An 18,123-nucleotide genomic window follows, 5' to 3' on the forward strand; every position below is an offset into this window, starting at 1 on the left:
ATTTTCGTTCTTAGAGGACGAGGAAGGGGTCGATTTAGTCGTGACACGGCTAGAAAAGTGCATAATTATTTAAAGAGGAGTGATGCCTGAGCTTCCTGAAGTAGAAACGGTTCGTCGTGGACTCGAGTTTGTTGCTACTGATGCAAAGATAGTATCTGTAAAACTTAATCGTAGAGATTTGCGTTTTCCTTTTCCTGAGGCTTTTTCTGAACGGCTTATTGGCAGAAAAATTCTAAAACTTGGTCGACGTGCGAAATATTTATTATTTCATCTTTCTCAGAATGAAACGATTTTAAGCCATTTAGGAATGTCTGGATCATGGCGTATAGAGAATAATCTTTTAAGAAAATCTTGTTCAACGACCAATAAATTGGTTAAGCATGACCATTTTGTCATGGATATTCAGACAAGGAATGGTGAAGTTTATCATCTTATTTATAATGATGTGCGTCGCTTTGGGTTTATGCTGTTAGTTGATACGGACAAGCTTTATACACATCCACTTTTAAATAAGCTAGGGCTTGAACCTATGAGTCAAGGGTTTTCTGGTCGTTATTTACAAAAGGCTTTTGTTAATAAAAAAATGTCTCTCAAGGCTGTTTTACTTGATCAGTCTATTGTTGCGGGTCTTGGGAATATTTATGTTTGCGAGGCGCTTTGGCGGAGTCGTTTATCTCCACAGCGTGGTGCATTTACATTGGCATCAAAAACGGTATATGCACGTGAACTTTCAGATTCTTTAGCACAGAATATATGCAATGTAATTTCTGAGGCTATTTTATCTGGTGGCTCTTCTTTACGTGATTATATGCATATAGATGGTTCACTTGGTTATTTTCAACATGCTTTTTCGGTTTATGGGCGAGAAGGCAAGGAATGTTTGCAATGTGGAATGCCTATTATACGTATTTTACAGGCTGGGCGTTCAAGTTTTTACTGCTCACAGTGTCAAAAATGAATAAGATGTCTTGCAAAATCCTACAAGAGGCTTAAAGTCAGGTTTTTACAATATATGAATATATGAGGCTTGAGAGGTTTTTTTTTATGCTGAATAAAGTACTAACACATCTTGATAATAATATAGAAAAGAGCCTTGAACGCCTTTTTTCTCTTTTACGTTTTCAATCGATTTCTACAGACTCGGCTTATAAGGATGCATGTCGTCAAGCAGCTGATTGGTTAGTAGAAGATTTAAAAAGCATTGGTTTTGAGGCTTCTCGCCGTGATACACCGGGCCACCCGATGGTTGTTGGGCATCACCCAGGACCTTCAGATGATTGTTTGCACGTGTTGTTTTACGGGCATTATGATGTTCAACCTGTTGATCCGTTGAGTCTATGGGAGGATGATCCATTTACACCTTCTTTAAAGGAGAAAGATGGAAAGAAAGTTATTTGTGCTCGTGGTGCTTCAGATGACAAAGGGCAGCTTATGACTTTTATTGAAGCATGTCGTGCATATAAAAAAGAAACAGGACAGCTTCCTGTTAAAGTGACTATTTTATGTGAGGGTGAGGAAGAATGTGCTTCTCCTTCTCTTGTTCCTTTTTTAAAAGCAAATAAAGATGAACTTAAGGCTGATTACGCATTGGTGTGTGATACGTCGATGTGGGACGAGAATACACCATCTATTGCTCTTTCTCTTCGGGGAATTATGGCGGAAGAGATCTTTATCACAGCAGCGAATCGTGATTTGCATTCTGGTTATTTTGGAGGAATAGCGGCTAATCCCATTCGTATTTTAGCTAAAGTTTTGGCAGGACTTCACGATGAAAATAATAAGGTGACACTTCCTGGTTTTTATGATGGCGTAGAAGAAACATCTCCACATATTTTACAATCATGGAATGCACTTAATTGTACGGCTGAAAAGTTTCTTGGTCCTATAGGTCTGTCCGTTCCATCTGGGGAAAAAGGGCGGAACATTTTGGAGCTTGTGTGGGCACGTCCTACCATGGAAATTAATGGTATTAGTGGGGGCTATGAAGGGGAAGGGATGAAAACGGTTATTGCGTCTCAAGCGAGTGCAAAAGTATCATGTCGTCTCGTCCATAAGCAAGATCCAGAAAAAATACGCCAAGCGTTGCGTGATTATGTACGCAGCTCAATTCCTGCTGACTGTACGGTTGAATTTAAGAATCATGGTTCTTCTCCGGCACTTCAGCTTTCTGATGATTCATCTTTTACCAAGGCGGCAAAGGATGCTTTATCACAAGAGTGGGAAGTTCCTGCTGTATTGACAGCTATGGGAGGCTCGATTCCAATTGTAGCAGACTTTCGTTCAATTCTTGGTATGGAAACGCTTTTGGTTGGTTTTGGACTGGCTGATGATCGTATTCATTCGCCTAATGAAAAATATAATCTAAAATCGTTTCATAAGGGGCAGCGGTCTTGGGCGCGTATTCTTTTCGCTTTAGCAAATAGGAGGGTGAATGGCTGAAATTCGCGTTCATCAAGGTGATTTGCCAAACCTAGACAATTATCAAACGGGTGCCATTGCGATTGATACTGAGACTTTAGGATTACAACCACATCGTGATCGTTTATGTGTTGTTCAGATTTCTTCTGGAGATGGGACTGCTGATATTATACAGATTGCTAAAGGACAAAAGAGTGCTCCTAATTTGGTCAAGCTTCTTAAAGATAACGCCGTCACTAAAATATTCCATTTTGGGCGTTTTGATCTTGCTATTTTAGCGCATACATTTGGTGTTATGCCAGAGGCTGTTTTTTGTACAAAGATCGCTTCGAAACTTACACGCACCTATACGGATCGTCATGGCTTGAAGGAAATTTGTAGTGAATTGCTGAATGTGAATATTTCTAAACAGCAACAATCTTCGGATTGGGCGGCAGAAACGTTATCGCAAGCACAAATTGAATATGCTGCGTCAGATGTGTTATATTTGCATCGTTTAAAAGTCATATTTGAAGAACGTTTAAGGCGCGAAGAGCGAGAAAGTGTTGCCGAGGCATGCTTTCAATTTTTGCCTATGAGAGCTAGGCTTGATCTTTTAGGATGGGGGGAAGTCGATATTTTTGCGCATAGCTAACTTTAAAAATTGGCGTGTAATATCCTAAATTATGGATGTAAGAGGACAAAATACCTATATTATAGGTATTTTTTCCTCTCATCTTTTCAGATAAGATTATACATAAGTGCTTTTTGATTTGTAGTTTAGGCAATAAAAATCCGTTTATGAATTCATATTCTTTTTATGTTTGTAATAGTCTTTATTTGAAAAAAAAGAGATTTTGAGGAAAGGCCAGAAACATACGGTGAGAAGCTTAAATCTCTAAAAACTACAACGGCTTAATGGGGGGAGAATATGAAGGCATCAATGTAAAAAACAATTCCCGCCCTTACGAACATTTTCAATTCCACTTTACGCCTTTAAAAAGGATCTCAAATAATATCTATTGAGTAATGCAGATTACGCACTGCTTCACGCTTTTGTTTTTACATTCTTTGGCGGAGTCATGCCCCTCATGTAAAACAAAACGTTCTAAATGGAAGTATATTTGGATTGCTTATTTACGCGCTTTTCTAAGAAACCTTTCTGAAAGAGTCGAAGCCCATTTTCACGGCGGCGCTCATGAATGATATAACGATAAAGTCTCCAATACCAATATAAAATCATTGAACAGCACTATCTTTATGTTTATGCAATAACAAGCAGCTACCATACTTTACCAACCCCCAATTTTTTGCCAATATTCAATTTTGTGACAGTCCTATTTTTTGACAGCCTTTGACACGATTCATAAGAGGCATTTTTATTGTACAGTTTTATTCCACTCGGGGCATATCCCCACTTGTAATGTGCAAACAAATAGTGTTGCTTGATTCAACATGAAAAAATTTTATGGTATTCGGGGTGCAAATTTAATATGAATAGCACTATTATCATTATAAATCAAAATGTTGTAGGCTTAATATATAGAGGCCGACCGCGATTACACTGAACAATGCAAAGCATGACTCCTGGAAAGTGATCTAGAAACAAGTTAGCAGGAGAACGCTTTTTGCCAATTAAAAAATGTTATAATAACTTTTGTGTTTAAATGAATTCATAAGAAAATCCTCCTTTTTTCAAGAGTTTTATCCATATATCAACTTCATTTGTGACATGTAAGCGAATAATTCTGCTTAATGTATCATAAACACGTTTGAAATGATCTTATGATACTAAGAGCACGCATTCAATAGGATAAATTATATAAATCAATATGTTAATATGATATTTGTGTAGTTTATTGTCTCCAGACGATACTTTGAGCTTTTATTCATTGTTAAATAAGTGATTTCTACGTTGGTAGAGCAGGGCAATGTGCATTTATTTTAAAATTAAAATGCTCAAAGCTTTGTTTTTTAATAATTTTTACTTTTTTCTATAAACATGCTCTTTTTTCTGGAAACTTGCAATGAAGACACTAAATAGAATCCATTATGGATATTGTGCGAGGTTAAATTTATGAACATAAAATATTTTATTACAGCTTTTGCTACTTTTGCTTCAATCTCTGTAGCTCAGAGTGCTTCTTTTTTGTCTTCTCAAAAATTAATAGAGGGAATATCTGCTGTTGTTCCTCCTAAAGATATTTTTTCTAGTGAACAGTTGAGCAAGATTTTATCTGAAGTTGCCCAAATGGAACTTTCTTGCACAAATAACAGCCAATGCATAACAGCTGCTAAGTTAATACCTGTATCACATTCTGGTAAAAAAATATTTCAAAAGCCTAAAAAAGGATCGGGGAAAGGAAGACGATCACACTTCATTAGACGAGGTCCAATGAGTTATTAAAAAGTAAGAAGACAACATAAAGAGGTCTAATATATGATCGGGAATTGAAGAAAGGAGATATTTTGTATCATTTGAAAAGAGGGGGAGCTATTTGTTTGCGAAGGGGTATTACGATTTATGCGCGGGGTCATTGAATGATACTGTTTGGAAAAGAGAAGGGCAGGAGATTTGATAAAGGAATACACTGTATAGTGGCGGTTGCTCGTTACAAACTTTATGAAATTATATGAACATGTAGATTTTAGATTACTCTATTATATCGCATATATCGTAAATTCTCTTATTTAAGGTATGGCTATATTTATATAAGCATAGAGATCCCCCTTAATCTAAGTGTTTTTAGGATATGGGGTGGATTAAGGGAAGGGCTTGATCCATAAAGCTTTCAGTTAAGTAAACCACATGAGCGGGAAATAAAGACAAGCCCGTTAGACAATAATTGGGGGTATTTGCATACAAGATTTGATTAAGACCCTTTCTCAAAATCAAAGAGGAGGCCTGTGGTCGCGTATAAAAAAGTTTTATTTTAATGTTAAACTTTTGATCTTTGTTGGCATGTTTTGGCTATAGATAAAATGAAATATTCTTTATTTGTCGATGATTTAAGATATCAAATATTTTTTCTTCCAAATTGATGATTTTTAAAGCAAAGTTTTGTTTGAAAATGTTAAGAAAGATTTCTCATTTTTTTAGCTTTAGGGAGAGTTTCTATATAAGTTTCAATGTGTATCATATCAGTTATTTGTACGGTTTTTTCAATTTATTTTATACAAAGAATATGAAATAGAGTGCCTACAAAGAAGACCGAAGTTTTGAAAATTCTATAAGGTTGAGATAAAGAGTGGTCAATCTTTCAACAACAATAAGTGCATAAAGTAAAAATAAAGAGCAGTTAAGTTGAATGTGATCTTGTTGCAATCGATACAGTATTCGAAACTTTGTTTATGTGCAATACATATCCTTTAGAGTATAAAACTCTCAAAGAGCTGTGCGCATTCGGTTTTGCGAATAATGAAGCGACAAACATTGTTTGTATAAATTTAAATGGAGTGGTTGCATTTGGTTTGTTCTCAATATTGTAATAATTCTCTCTGTTTTTGATATCGAGAGCTTTCATAAGCGGCATTTTTAGCTTTTCTTAAAATGGTTTCATTTATTTGCTCGTTTGGAACGTGTAGGCGGGTGATTTTATTGACTTTAAATAAAATGATTTAAGATGAGAGCATTTTCAATATTACAGACGAAAAGATAATTTTCGCATTATAATCAATATGCCATCTTTCCATAGCCAATAGCGCATGCTTTACACGGGGGAATGTTGCAGTTTTTTGCAAAATTTATAAATGAAGAGAAAATATGAGGAGTGGAACTCATTTATGCATGAGCATCGTTTAATTCTCATGTACTACAGATCAAGCAATTAAGGGTGTTTTGATTGGATTTTTGTTTTTTTTATGAGTGTATCATTTTTGCTACAGATATCTGGAGTTGTGGCTCTATATGACATGAGGTGTTCAAATAAATATTTCAGCTATGGAGAGAAAATATGAATATGAAATGGTTAATAACAGCTTCTGCTTTCGCTTTTGTTTCAGTTTCAGCGGCGCAGGCAGCAGATGTTATTGTTCCCCCCAGTCCAACACCTGTTGCTCCCGTTATTGTTGCTCCAACTTTTTCTTGGACAGGTTTCTACTTCGGTGGCCAGGTTGGTGGTTTTTCGGGTAAAACGAAGACGGATATTCTCGCTAAAGGACAAAAAATTCCGGTAAGTGATAATTATTTGTCTAAATTATCTGGTTTCATAGGTGGTCTGTACGCAGGTTCCAATATTGATCTCGGTAACGGCCTTATTTTAGGTGTTGATACAGATATCATGTGGTCTAATAAAGATGACACAAAGACAGGAAAGACATATGTCATTACTCCAGATCACATCAATTATATTAACAAGCTATTAAAAGATGCTTCAATTAATATTGGGAAAGATGCACTTAAAGATGGTGCTAAACGAACCCACAGTTTCACTTTTAAAGAAAAGTGGGCTGGTGCAACGCGTGTACGTATTGGTTTTGCTGCTGAACGCATTATGCCTTATATTGCTGGCGGTATTGCCTATACACAGCTTCAAGATACTGCATCGATTTCAATAACAGGAAAAGATTCAGACAAAGTAATCGCTTCTGGTACTCTGTCTGATGAAACAAAGACCCTTGTCGGCTATACTCTTGGTGCGGGTGTTGATTTAGCAATGACCAATAATATTATTGTGCGTGCAGAATATCGTTACTCAGATTTTGGTAAAAAGAAATTCTCAAATGATAAATATGAGATTTCTTACAAAACCAACGATTTCCGTGTTGGTGTTGCTTACAAATTTTAATAGAAGGTAAGTTAAATAACGAAGGGGCCCTGTCTTTGACAGGACCTCTGTTATTTTTTGTTGCTATATTATCACATATCCCGTATTTGTTGTGGATATGAAAGGAATATTATTCAGATCTTCTTAAAAATATTTTCATAAATGAAATATAATAATTACATTTAAAATCAATAAATTATTTATATATAGCTTATAATTTTTCGTGCAAAACGAAGCGATGAAGTAATTTTATCTTCGGCAAACTCTCCATTTTCTGTGACTGTATCATTTTTACTACAGCTTTTCTTTCTATAATTTTGTAGCACTGTCTCATAAATAAATTAGGAGCAAAGTTTATGAATATAAAATCTTTAGTAACAACTTCTGTTATTGCCATAGCAGCAGCTTCTGCTGCACAAGCAGCCGATGTTATCATCCCTCGTGAAACAGCCCCAGCAGTTATCGCTGCAGCCCCTTCATTTTCTTGGACAGGTTTTTATGTCGGTGGTCAAGTTGGAAACTTTTCAAGTACAACAAAAATAACTGTTCCAGGAACAGATGCACAAATTTTTCCTAAAGACAACACACCTAAGCCTTCCGGTTTTATGGGTGGTATTTATGTAGGTTCCAACGTAGATCTTGGAAGTGGTCTGGTTTTAGGTGTTGAAACCGATGCTGTTTGGGCTGGTCGTGAAGAAACAAAAGCGATGAAAGAAATAACTCTTGGCGCGCCTGAAGTTACAGCTCTTAACGATAAATTTACGGCGGCTAAAGTTGAGCTAAAAGAATCGTTTGAAAATGGTGACAAAGTGCATGATAGCTATACCTATAAAGAAAAATGGTCTGGTGCTACACGCGTTCGTATTGGTTTTGCAGCGGTTGATCGCGTAATGCCTTATGTTGCGGGTGGTATTGCTTATGCACAGGTACAAGGTATCCAATCAGTTTCAGGAACTAGAACTGATAATAACAACAAAACAACAGTTTTAGCTGGTGGTAATTTGTATGATAGTACAAAAACAATGGTTGGTTTTACCGTTGGCGGTGGTGTTGATTTCGCTATGACTGATAATGTCCTATTGCGTGCAGAATACCGTTACTCAGATTATGGTAAAAAGAAATTTATGAACGATGTACATGAATTTAACTACAAAACCAATGATTTCCGTGTTGGTGTTGCATACAAATTCTAATTTCATAGAAATGAAATTATAAGCACAAAAAATACTAAGGCCTCGTTTAACGAGGCCTTTATCTTATTATATTCTTAAAAGCCCTATCATTGAGGTCGATAAGCGCATGTAAAACTTCCCACATGAGGTTTTATGTGAGATGAATATTCTTGAACAGAGCTTGCCTCTAGAGTTGTCTCGAGACATAGGAGATACTTTCACATGAGTCACAGGAATATTTTTAGGCAGGATTAGTCTATACTGTTCTTTAAGGCGGAATATGAACCACTGAAACGACGACGATAGTTTGTTACACTATGGTTTTGATTTTGCAATGACAGATAATATTTTGTTGCATACGTAATACCATCACTCAGACTTTGGTAAAAAGAAATTTACAAAGGAGTATCTTAAACTAGGCTATAAAATCAACGAGTTTTTTGTTGGTATTTCTTAAAAGCTCTAATTTCGTCAAAAGCACGATTATGAATACAAAATATTAATAAAAAATTAAATTGTCAAGAAGTTTTATCTTTGACAAAACCGCTTTTTTCTAGGCTTTTTATTTGTAGTTGTGACATTTTTACTACATCTTTTTACTCTGTAATTTTATAAGATCATTTACAGTTAATTTAGGAGCAAAATTATGAATACAAAATCATTAATAACGACTTCTGTTGTCGCTTTAATTTCCGCTTCTGCGGCACAAGCTGCTGATGTTATCATTCCTCATGAAACAGCCCCAGCAGTTATCGCAGCCCCTTCATTTTCTTGGACAGGTTTTTATATCGGTGGTCAAGTTGGTAACTTTTCAAGTAAAACTAAAGTAACTATTCCAGGCGTAGAAAAAAAACTTTTCACAAAAGATAACACACCTAGTCCTTCTGGTTTCATGGGGGGTATTTATGCAGGTTCTAACGTAGATCTTGGCAATGGCCTCATTCTCGGTGTTGAAACCGATGCAGTTTGGGCAGGCCGTGAAGAAGCAAAAAAAGCCCGTGACTTGGTTCTTACGAGTACTCAAGCGGAAAATTTTAATGATGCCCTTAAAAAAGCTAAGGTTGAATTAAAAGGTTCACAACAATTTGAAGAGGATGATAACGTAACAGAAACGCACAATTATAAAGAAAAATGGTCTGGTGCGACACGCGTTCGTATCGGTTTTGCCGCTGTTGATCGTATTATGCCTTATGTTGCTGGTGGTATTGCCTATGCTCAGGTTCAAGGTACTCAATCCGTTGCAGGAAAAGGAAAGAGAGCGAAAGTTGAACAGAAAGCTGAAGGGGTTGAAAATCCAGGAAATAAGCAAACAATAGATTTGACTGGTGGCACTTGGGCTGATGACACCAAAACAATGGTTGGTTTCACTATTGGTGGTGGTGTTGACTTTGCAATGACAGACAACGTTCTTTTACGTGCAGAATACCGTTACTCTGATTTTGGTAAAAAGAAATTCGCAAACGACACACGTGAATTCAACTACAAAACCAATGATTTCCGTGTAGGTGTTGCTTACAAATTCTAATTTCATAAAAATGAAATTATAAGCACAAAAAATACTAAGGCTTCGTTTAACGGGGCCTTTATTTTAAAAGCCCTATCATTGAGGTCGATAAGCGCATGTAAAACTTCCCACATGAGGTTTTTATGTGAGATGAATATTATTGAACAGAGCTTGCCTTTAGAGTCACCTCGATATAGGAGGTGCCTTGACTTGAGTCATAGGAATATTTTTAAACAGGATTAGCCTATACTATTCTTTAAGGCGGAATATAAACCACTGAAACGACGATGATAGTTTGTTACGGATGGTAGTGGTTTTGACTTAGCCATAACAGATAGCGTTCTTTTGCACACGTAATGCCGTCACTCAGACTTTGGTAAGAAGCAATTTGCAAAGGAGTATCTTAAACTAGGCTACAAAATCAATGATTTCTGTGTAGGTATCGCGTACAAATTCTAATTTCGTAAAATAAAATTGTAAGCACAAAAATACTAAGGCCTTGTTGAACGCCGACTCTATTTTATTTCATTGTATCACTTTGTGTTATAAGATTTTTAAAAAATTTATATTATAAAAGGCGAATGGATCGTATAATCGGTTTTATAACGACTGTGAAATTTTATATCGCTACGTTTATTCTACGAACAAGAGAAAAGCATTTAATTAATCTCAGAAATAGGAAAAAGTCATAATCAATGATTAACTTTAGTTTGTTTTTATAGGTCAGGTTAGAGTGAGCATATTACGTATATCCGTTGAAGTAATCTCTAAAACGGGAATACAGTCTCATGGGGAAAGCGTATGAAGTTAAAAAGAGAAGAACTAGTTCCCAATTTTATCATCCCCTTTTAGTTGAGCTTTATGATTTTCAAAACCATTGAGGGGAATATTTTCTTTAAATAGAATAATGTTGTTTAAAGAATGAAGATAACGCATTATTTCATAGTTTTATTTATTGCGTTTCTAATGGGGATCGCACCCCTTATACAAAATAAAATACCCCAAACAGAGTATATTTGTTGTTACATATTCACAAACTTGTTTTAAAAAATATTTTTCAGGGCATATTCATCCGTTTCATATCAAAAACCGTTAATGGTATAAAGTGATAAAGCCCCCAATATATTAAAAATCTATAGCGTAGCACTAGACTTTACGTTTCATAAAAAAAGCAGGGTGGCACCATCATATATTTTGTTAGCTACAATATCGCAGATGGACTTTAGCTGTTAAGAACGTTTATAATAAGTATTTTTAATCTTATCTTTAATGTTTTTATTCCTATCCCATTTTGCGACTGCGTTTGTGTATGGTGTAACGGCAAATTTCCTATGAAATAATATAAAATTTGAACAATATAAAATCTATTGAGCACTTTTACTTTTATGCTTAATAAAAAGAGTAAGTTGGCAACAGTATATACTTTTACTAGCCATCAATGTAGTAGACAGATACCTTGGCACTTAAAAACATTCATAAGAGGCATTTTAATCCTTTCTTTAATGTTTTTATTCACACGCTCATTCCATTTGTGGCATACAAAAGGCATGGTTTTGATTGCTTCAACATGGAACAGATTTTAAATGAGATAATCCCACGCTATTCGTTTTTTATTAAACATACAAAACAATATCCTTATATATCAAAGTGAGATGGAAGAAGGATAAAGATATTATGCAAAGAATCTAAAAGTTTTTTTGCGAATGTTTGATTTGATGAAACTCTGAGGATTCTTAGTTTTAAAAAAGTAAAGCTTTATGGCTTGTACTGGCATTAATTTCTCAATGACAAGCAATATTCCGTTGTGTGTAGAATATCGTTATTGAGATTTCAGTAAAAAGAAATTTGTAAAGAATGTTACTATTTACAGTCATGCGAAAATTTAATGAAAATATATCCAACTTTACGACTCTTATTCTAGAGTGATTATTCTTATTGGATACAAAACTGAATGATTCAGAAGCTTTATTTTCAAAAATTCTTTATTTTTTTGTGAGTGTGTCATTTTTGCTACAGATCTTTCAAAAAAGATGTCCTATATACACCTCATTTTGGATATTTGGAGATATTTTATGAACACAAAACGTTTAATAACAGCATCTATTTTTTCTTTAATTTCAGCGTCTACAGCGCTTGCTGCTGATGTTCTGGTTCCTCATCAGCCAGCATCATCGCCTTCTTCTGCTGCGACCATTGTTGCACCTACTTTTTCATGGACGGGTCTTTATTTAGGTATCAAGGCTGGTGGCTTTTCGAGCAAAGCGGATATGGCTGTTGCTGGTCAAGAAAAGAGTTTTCCATTGGATGAAGAGTTTTCTCCTAAGCTTTCAGGTTTTGTAGGTGGTTTTTATGCAGGGTCTAATATTGATCTCGGTGACGGCTTCATTTTTGGTGTCGATACAGATTTAATGGTGTCTTGGAAAAAACACACAAAGACTATTACTATAGGTGCGGCTGATAACACTACAGTAGAAAACGCAGTAGAACGATCCCGTAGATCCGAACCAACAACATCAGGCTCCTCAGGAGAATCCGCAAATGCAGTACCTGCAGCAACGCAATCCAACACAAATAGTGGCGCTAATTCTGCAACAACAGGAAAAACGGTTCAGGGAGGAACTTCATCAGCATTAGCAAAAGCCCCATCTGCATCTTCCTCCAATCCAGGGGCGGGTACATCCGGAAGTTCACAACGGCTTATATTGGGAAGATCAAGCGAAACGCTGGCTACATCGGTACAATCATCACCAGCGAGATCAGGATCATCCAATGGAACAAATGGAACTCAGCATGGGGGATATCATAGTGCTCATGGCGGTGGACATTCTAATTTGCATGGTACTAATTACCATGGCGCTAATCCTCATGGAACACAAAGTACACAATCAGCGGATAAGAGCGATTCCAGTGTATATGGTATAGAACAAATGAAAAAGATGGCTTCTGAACTTGGTCTTGATCAAGAGGATGAAGTGGAAGCTTTAGATCATACTTTCAAACAAACTTGGGGTGGTGCTACGCGAGTACGTATTGGTTTTGCTGCTGATCGCTTTATGCCTTATCTTGCTGGTGGTATTGCTTATGGGCAGTTCCAAGATACTATATCAATATCCGTTAAGGATGAGGATGGGGGAGTTGTGTCTTCTAAGAACTTAAGCGATGAAACCAAAACCATGATTGGTTACACTATTGGTGGTGGCGTTGATTTCTCGGTGTTGGATAATGTGATTGTGCGTGCAGAATATCGTTATTCCGATTTTGGTAAAAAGGAATTTGCCAAGGAAAAACTTGAAGTTAACTACAAAACCAATGATTTTCGTGTTGGTGTAGCTTATAAATTCTAATCTTTTTTAAGAGTAAATTTCTAAGAGGCTCCACTATCGGTGGAGCCTTTATTTTTTTTAGATCATTTTTTGGTTTATTTTCTTGTGAATTTCATGATAAAGCCAATAGGGTGTGATGATATATTTTCTTGATCGCTGCTTAATACGAATGATAGGCTCGGCTTTCCCTATAGATAAAAACCAGAGTTGCAGGGTTCAGGGAAGTTATGCAAAAATGAAATCGTAAAAGTGGACAGGGATATTTCACAATGACTGTGAAAAATGAAACAATAGATTATTCAAAAACTCTTTATCTCCCACAGACAAATTTTCCTATGCGTGCAGGGCTTCCGCAAAAAGAGCTTGAGTTAATGGCGCGTTGGGAAAATATGGGGCTTTATGCGCAATTGCGCCAACAAGCACAAGATCGTCCATTTTATGTGCTTCATGATGGTCCACCTTATGCAAATGGTCATATTCATATCGGGCATGCTTTAAACAAAGTTTTAAAGGATGTGATTGTTCGTTCATTTCAAATGCGCGGTTTTAATGCAAATTATGTGCCTGGTTGGGATTGCCATGGGCTTCCAATTGAATGGAAAATTGAAGAAAAATATCGCGCACAAGGAAAAAATAAGGACGAAGTCCCTCTTAATGAATTTCGTCAAGAATGTCGTGAATTTGCACAGCATTGGGTAACGGTTCAAAGTGAAGAATTCAAACGTCTTGGTGTTGTGGGAGATTTTAAGACGCCTTACACTACAATGGCTTTTCGTGCAGAAGCACGCATTGCGAGTGAGTTGATAAAATTTGCTATGTCAGATCAGATTTATCGTGGTTCTAAGCCGGTGATGTGGTCTGTTGTGGAGCGGACAGCTTTGGCAGAGGCAGAGATTGAATATCATGATCATGAATCAGAGGTGATTTGGGTTAAGTTTCCTATTTTTGAAGCAAATTCTGATGATCTGTATGGTGCTTATGTCGTTATTTGGACAACAACACCATGGACGATTCCTGCTAATCGTGCAGTAAGTTATTCTTCGCAGATTTCTTATGGTCTTTACGAAGTTGAAAGTGCTGAAAATGATTTTGGTCCTCAAGCGGGAGAAAGGCTTCTCTTTGCAGATGCTCTAGCGATGAGTTGTGCAGAAAAAGCCAAACTTGTTTTAAAGCGTTTGCGTGTTATTTCTGCTGACGAATTGAAAGCGCTTATTCTTTCTCATCCACTCAAAGGTTTGGCTGGAGGATATAATTATAAGATTGCGCTGCTTGAGGGCGCCCATGTGACAGAAAGTGCGGGGACAGGTTTTGTCCATACAGCACCAAGCCATGGGCGTGAGGATTTTGAAATTTGGAATGATTATAAGTCCTTACTTGAGCAAGCAGGGATTGATTCATCAATACCATTTCCTGTTGATGATGCAGGTTTCTATACGAAAGATGTTCCGGGTTTGGGACCAGATCGCGAAGGAGGAGCTGCCCGTGTTATTGATGATAATGGAAAAATGGGTGATGCCAATAAAGAGGTCATTAACGCTTTAATTAAAGCAGATCGATTGTTTGCACGGGGGCGTTTAAAACATTCCTATCCCCATAGTTGGCGTTCGAAAAAACCCGTTATTTTTCGCAATACACCGCAATGGTTTATTTCAATGGATAAAGATTTTGGGGATGGTTCAACTTTACGCAGTCGGGCTTTGGAAGCTGTTTCAAAAACGCGTTTTGTGCCATCTTCTGGACAAAACCGCCTTGCTTCTATGATAGAAGATCGTCCTGATTGGGTTCTTTCGCGTCAACGTTCTTGGGGGGTTCCTATTTGTATTTTTGCCAATGATGATGGTATTGTTTTGAAAGATGAAAGCGTAAACGAGCGTATTTTACAGGCTTTTGAAGCAGATGGGGCAGATGCATGGTTTGCTGAAGGAGCGCGTGAGCGTTTTTTAGGTGAGCGTGCGCATGAGCCTTGGAAGCAGGTTTATGATATTCTGGATGTTTGGTTTGATTCTGGAGCAAGTCATAGTTTTGTGTTAGAAGATCGGGCTGATTTAAAATGGCCGGCAGATGTTTATTTTGAAGGTTCTGATCAACATCGTGGATGGTTCCAATCTTCTCTTTTGGAAAGCTGTGGTACGCGAGCTTGTTCTCCCTATAAGACAGTGATCACACACGGTTTTACTTTAGATGAGAATGGTAAGAAAATGTCTAAGTCTTTAGGCAATACGGTTGTTCCACAGGAGGTCATTAAAACATCTGGTGCTGATATTTTTCGTCTCTGGGTCATGACAACTGATTATTGGGAAGATCAACGTTTAGGCAAAAAAATTCTTCAAACCAATGTGGATTCATATCGTAAATTGCGTAATGCAATTCGTTGGATGCTTGGAACTTTAGCGTATGATGAAGGAGAAGAAATATCTTATGACGCACTGCCAGATCTTGAAAAATTTATATTACATCGGCTTTTTGAACTGGATCAGTTGATTAATCGCGCTTACGATGAATTTGATTTTAAAAAAATTATGCGTGCATTATTAGATTTTTCAATCATTGAGTTATCGGCATTTTATTTTGATATCCGTAAGGATTCTCTTTATTGTGATGCGCCTTCATCACAAAAGCGTAAAGCTTCTTTGCAGGTTGTTCGTGAGATTTTTGAGCGAATAGTGACATGGCTTGCTCCAATGTTGCCTTTTACGATGGAAGAAGCTTGGTTAGAACGTTATCCAGAAAGCCAATCGGTGCATTTGGAACAATTCCGCTCTGTACCAGAAGAGTGGCAAAACCAATCTTTGGCTGAGCGTTGGAAAAAAATTCGCCAAGTCCGTAAAGTTGTGACAGGTGCTTTAGAGCTTGAACGCGCTGATAAGCGTATTGGATCCTCGTTAGAAGCGGCTCCTATTGTTTTTATTTCCAATCCGGTTTTACGAGAGGCATTAGAAAATGTGGATATGGCGGAGATCTGTATCACCAGTGCTCTCACAATTACGCAGGATACAATGCCTTCCGATACTTTTACTTTGAATGATGTTGAAGGTGTTGGTGTATATCCAGAGAAGGCGTTAGGAAAAAAATGTGCACGATCATGGCGTTATACGCAAGATGTTGGGAGCGATCCAGCTTATCCGGATGTCTCTGCTCGTGATGCGGCTGCTTTAAGAGAATTAAAAATTCTTGGCAAGATTTAAAATTTTAACTCAAAGGAAAGAAATGCAAGTAGATTTCTGATATTGATGAATATAGTTTTTTGTGCTACAAAGTAAATTCCGTTATTTTATCTGCAGGGGGGAAATTTGTATATGGACCGTTCTCTCATAAATAGCGGGAAGATGAGTCAGCCATATACTTAGGGAATGGAATAAGCAGTGAGAAAACGTGAAGTAAAAAAAATATTTCCAATAGGAATTTTAAGTATATGCTTTGTTTTAACGGGGTGCAGTTTATCTGCTCCTACCTATGGGACAAATAAACCGGTTTCGATACAGTTTTTTGAAGATGTTGCTAATATTGCCTCATTAACACCAGTAAATAATAGCAGCCAGATTGTTATGAAACCCCGCCCAGAACTTGTGATACCAAGTCCTAGCGCACGCAGGTTTTTACCACCGCCACAACAAGAGAAATCTGCCAATAAAATCGCAGCATCGAAGAAGAATCAAGAAAGACCTTCTTTTCCTCACAAAGGGTCTTCAGTTAATGGTGTTGGTTCACAAAATCCTTCTCAGTTGAATGCAAAACAACGACAAGAATATTTACGTCGTCAAAGAGCACAAGTTGGAAGTTCAAAATACCGTCGCTATCTCACGGAACCGCCTTTAAGTTATCGCCAACCAGCAAAGATCGCACCTACTGCTCGCTAGGAAAAAGGAAAGTATTAAAGTGTGTGAGATGTTCTTACAATACTTATCATATCAAGTTCTCGTGCACGCAAAGCTTTACTTTTTCAGTAAGAGGGTCATTATTTCCGTGAAATAGCAATATGCTAATAGCATTGAGAGAGTTATTTTGCGTCTTCTTACAAGAAATATCTCTCAAGTTTCGCGGACCAATTTCACAATGTCGCTTTTTTGGATAGTATAACGTAAGATCTATTATGCACGACCATCTTTATACTTATAAAGGTGGAGTCTGGTATCATCATTGTATTTTTTCACCTCTAATGTTGCTATAGCTTTTGCGCTTGCATAAGAGATATTTTTAGTCTTTTCTGAATTGTTTTTTATCCAAACGGTAATCCACCTTGTGATGTGCAAGAAAGAGATTTTTATTGATTCATTATAAACAGATTTGAAATGAGAGTATATCTACGATATTTGGGAATTTATATTTTATATATAAAACAATGAATTATTCTTATAAACGAATATGTTATCTAAACGAAGCCATATGCAGTGTTAAAAGAGTGTTAGAGGAAAGGTGCTTCAAAATAGCTTTCGCTATATCAGCAGGATTAAGAGTCTTTTTTAAGAAATAAGATAGATTCTAAAGAATGAAAGTTATGGATGAAGGATTATTTTTTAAGATCGCTTTTGGATAAAAAAATCTTTAAGTAATTGAGCAGCTTCTTTTTCTTTAAAACCAGAATAAATCTCAGGTTTGTGATGACAGGTTGGTTGCTGGTAAAAACGTGGGCCATTTTCTATCCCCCCCCCTTTGGGATCATTTGTTGCGTAATAGAGACGTCGTATACGTGCAAATGAAATGGCAGCAGCACACATAGCACAAGGCTCCAGTGTTACATAAAGATCGCAATCAGGAAGCCTTTCACTTTGCAATGTTTCGCAGGCCATACGGATTACGCGTATTTCTGCGTGTCCTGTAGGGTCATAGGCAGATTTTATAAAATTGCCAGCGCGTGCAATGATAGCTTTTCCGCGTGTAATGACAGCACCTACGGGAACTTCATCTTTTTTTGCGGCCCATTGCGCTTCTAACAGGGCTATTTCCATGGGTGTCAAAGTCAT

11 protein-coding genes are annotated in these 18,123 nt (G+C 36.9%); 10 read left to right on the forward strand and 1 reads right to left on the reverse strand.

The window, feature by feature from the left end:
• The first annotated feature begins 82 nt into the window (after window positions 1–82).
• The 10 genes from mutM to CEV08_RS02380 all read left to right on the forward strand — a co-directional run bounded on the left by mutM (window position 83) and on the right by CEV08_RS02380 (window position 17,019).
• The gene (mutM, locus tag CEV08_RS02335) at window positions 83–958 is read left to right on the forward strand and encodes a bifunctional DNA-formamidopyrimidine glycosylase/DNA-(apurinic or apyrimidinic site) lyase (RefSeq protein ID WP_100130180.1); all 876 of its coding nucleotides are present in this window, start codon (window positions 83–85) and stop codon (window positions 956–958) included.
• An 86-nt stretch (window positions 959–1,044) separates the two neighbouring features.
• A complete protein-coding gene (locus CEV08_RS02340) occupies window positions 1,045–2,439 on the forward strand; it encodes a M20/M25/M40 family metallo-hydrolase (protein WP_100130181.1) in 1,395 nt (464 codons plus the stop codon).
• Window positions 2,432–3,052 (forward strand): ribonuclease D, encoded by a 621-nt coding sequence (locus CEV08_RS02345; protein ID WP_100130182.1) that lies wholly within the window; start codon window positions 2,432–2,434, stop codon window positions 3,050–3,052. The genes CEV08_RS02340 and CEV08_RS02345 overlap by 8 nt, the downstream gene beginning before the upstream one ends.
• A gap of 1,422 nt (window positions 3,053–4,474) precedes the next feature.
• A complete protein-coding gene (locus CEV08_RS02350; RefSeq protein ID WP_100130183.1) occupies window positions 4,475–4,804 on the forward strand; it encodes a hypothetical protein in 330 nt (109 codons plus the stop codon).
• A gap of 1,546 nt (window positions 4,805–6,350) precedes the next feature.
• Window positions 6,351–7,184: an outer membrane protein gene (locus tag CEV08_RS02355; RefSeq protein ID WP_100130184.1), complete on the forward strand. Its 834-nt coding sequence runs from the start codon at window positions 6,351–6,353 to the stop codon at window positions 7,182–7,184.
• Window positions 7,185–7,519: 335 nt separating this feature from the next.
• On the forward strand, window positions 7,520–8,356 hold the full coding sequence (locus CEV08_RS02360; protein ID WP_100130185.1) for an outer membrane protein: 837 nt from the start codon (window positions 7,520–7,522) through the stop codon (window positions 8,354–8,356).
• Between the two features lie 625 nt (window positions 8,357–8,981).
• Window positions 8,982–9,860, forward strand: a complete 879-nt coding sequence (locus CEV08_RS02365; protein WP_100130186.1) for an outer membrane protein — start codon at window positions 8,982–8,984, stop codon at window positions 9,858–9,860.
• A gap of 2,051 nt (window positions 9,861–11,911) precedes the next feature.
• The gene (locus CEV08_RS02370) at window positions 11,912–13,183 is read left to right on the forward strand and encodes an outer membrane protein (RefSeq protein WP_100130187.1); all 1,272 of its coding nucleotides are present in this window, start codon (window positions 11,912–11,914) and stop codon (window positions 13,181–13,183) included.
• Between the two features lie 248 nt (window positions 13,184–13,431).
• Window positions 13,432–16,347: an isoleucine--tRNA ligase gene (gene ileS / locus CEV08_RS02375; RefSeq protein ID WP_100130188.1), complete on the forward strand. Its 2,916-nt coding sequence runs from the start codon at window positions 13,432–13,434 to the stop codon at window positions 16,345–16,347.
• A 177-nt stretch (window positions 16,348–16,524) separates the two neighbouring features.
• The gene (locus tag CEV08_RS02380; protein WP_100130189.1) at window positions 16,525–17,019 is read left to right on the forward strand and encodes a hypothetical protein; all 495 of its coding nucleotides are present in this window, start codon (window positions 16,525–16,527) and stop codon (window positions 17,017–17,019) included.
• A gap of 657 nt (window positions 17,020–17,676) precedes the next feature.
• Here CEV08_RS02380 and CEV08_RS02385 read toward each other — a convergent pair.
• The gene (locus CEV08_RS02385) at window positions 17,677–18,123 is read right to left on the reverse strand and encodes a nucleoside deaminase (RefSeq protein ID WP_100130190.1); all 447 of its coding nucleotides are present in this window, start codon (window positions 18,121–18,123) and stop codon (window positions 17,677–17,679) included.

This window comes from Bartonella tribocorum (assembly GCF_002778015.1).
GTDB lineage: Bacteria > Pseudomonadota > Alphaproteobacteria > Rhizobiales > Rhizobiaceae > Bartonella > Bartonella tribocorum_B.

Bases quoted from the DNA above. Each gene is read 5' to 3' on its own strand.
- CEV08_RS02360 (WP_100130185.1), top strand. From the start codon at position 7,520: ATGAATATAAAATCTTTAGTAACAACTTCTGTTATTGCCATAGCAGCA.
- CEV08_RS02340 (WP_100130181.1), top strand. From the start codon at position 1,045: ATGCTGAATAAAGTACTAACACATCTTGATAATAATATAGAAAAGAGC.
- CEV08_RS02345 (WP_100130182.1), top strand. From the start codon at position 2,432: ATGGCTGAAATTCGCGTTCATCAAGGTGATTTGCCAAACCTAGACAAT.
- mutM (WP_100130180.1), top strand. From the start codon at position 83: ATGCCTGAGCTTCCTGAAGTAGAAACGGTTCGTCGTGGACTCGAGTTT.
- ileS (WP_100130188.1), top strand. From the start codon at position 13,432: ATGACTGTGAAAAATGAAACAATAGATTATTCAAAAACTCTTTATCTC.
- CEV08_RS02365 (WP_100130186.1), top strand. From the start codon at position 8,982: ATGAATACAAAATCATTAATAACGACTTCTGTTGTCGCTTTAATTTCC.
- CEV08_RS02370 (WP_100130187.1), top strand. From the start codon at position 11,912: ATGAACACAAAACGTTTAATAACAGCATCTATTTTTTCTTTAATTTCA.
- CEV08_RS02355 (WP_100130184.1), top strand. From the start codon at position 6,351: ATGAATATGAAATGGTTAATAACAGCTTCTGCTTTCGCTTTTGTTTCA.
- CEV08_RS02350 (WP_100130183.1), top strand. From the start codon at position 4,475: ATGAACATAAAATATTTTATTACAGCTTTTGCTACTTTTGCTTCAATC.
- CEV08_RS02385 (WP_100130190.1), bottom strand. From the start codon at position 18,123: ATGACTTTGACACCCATGGAAATAGCCCTGTTAGAAGCGCAATGGGCC.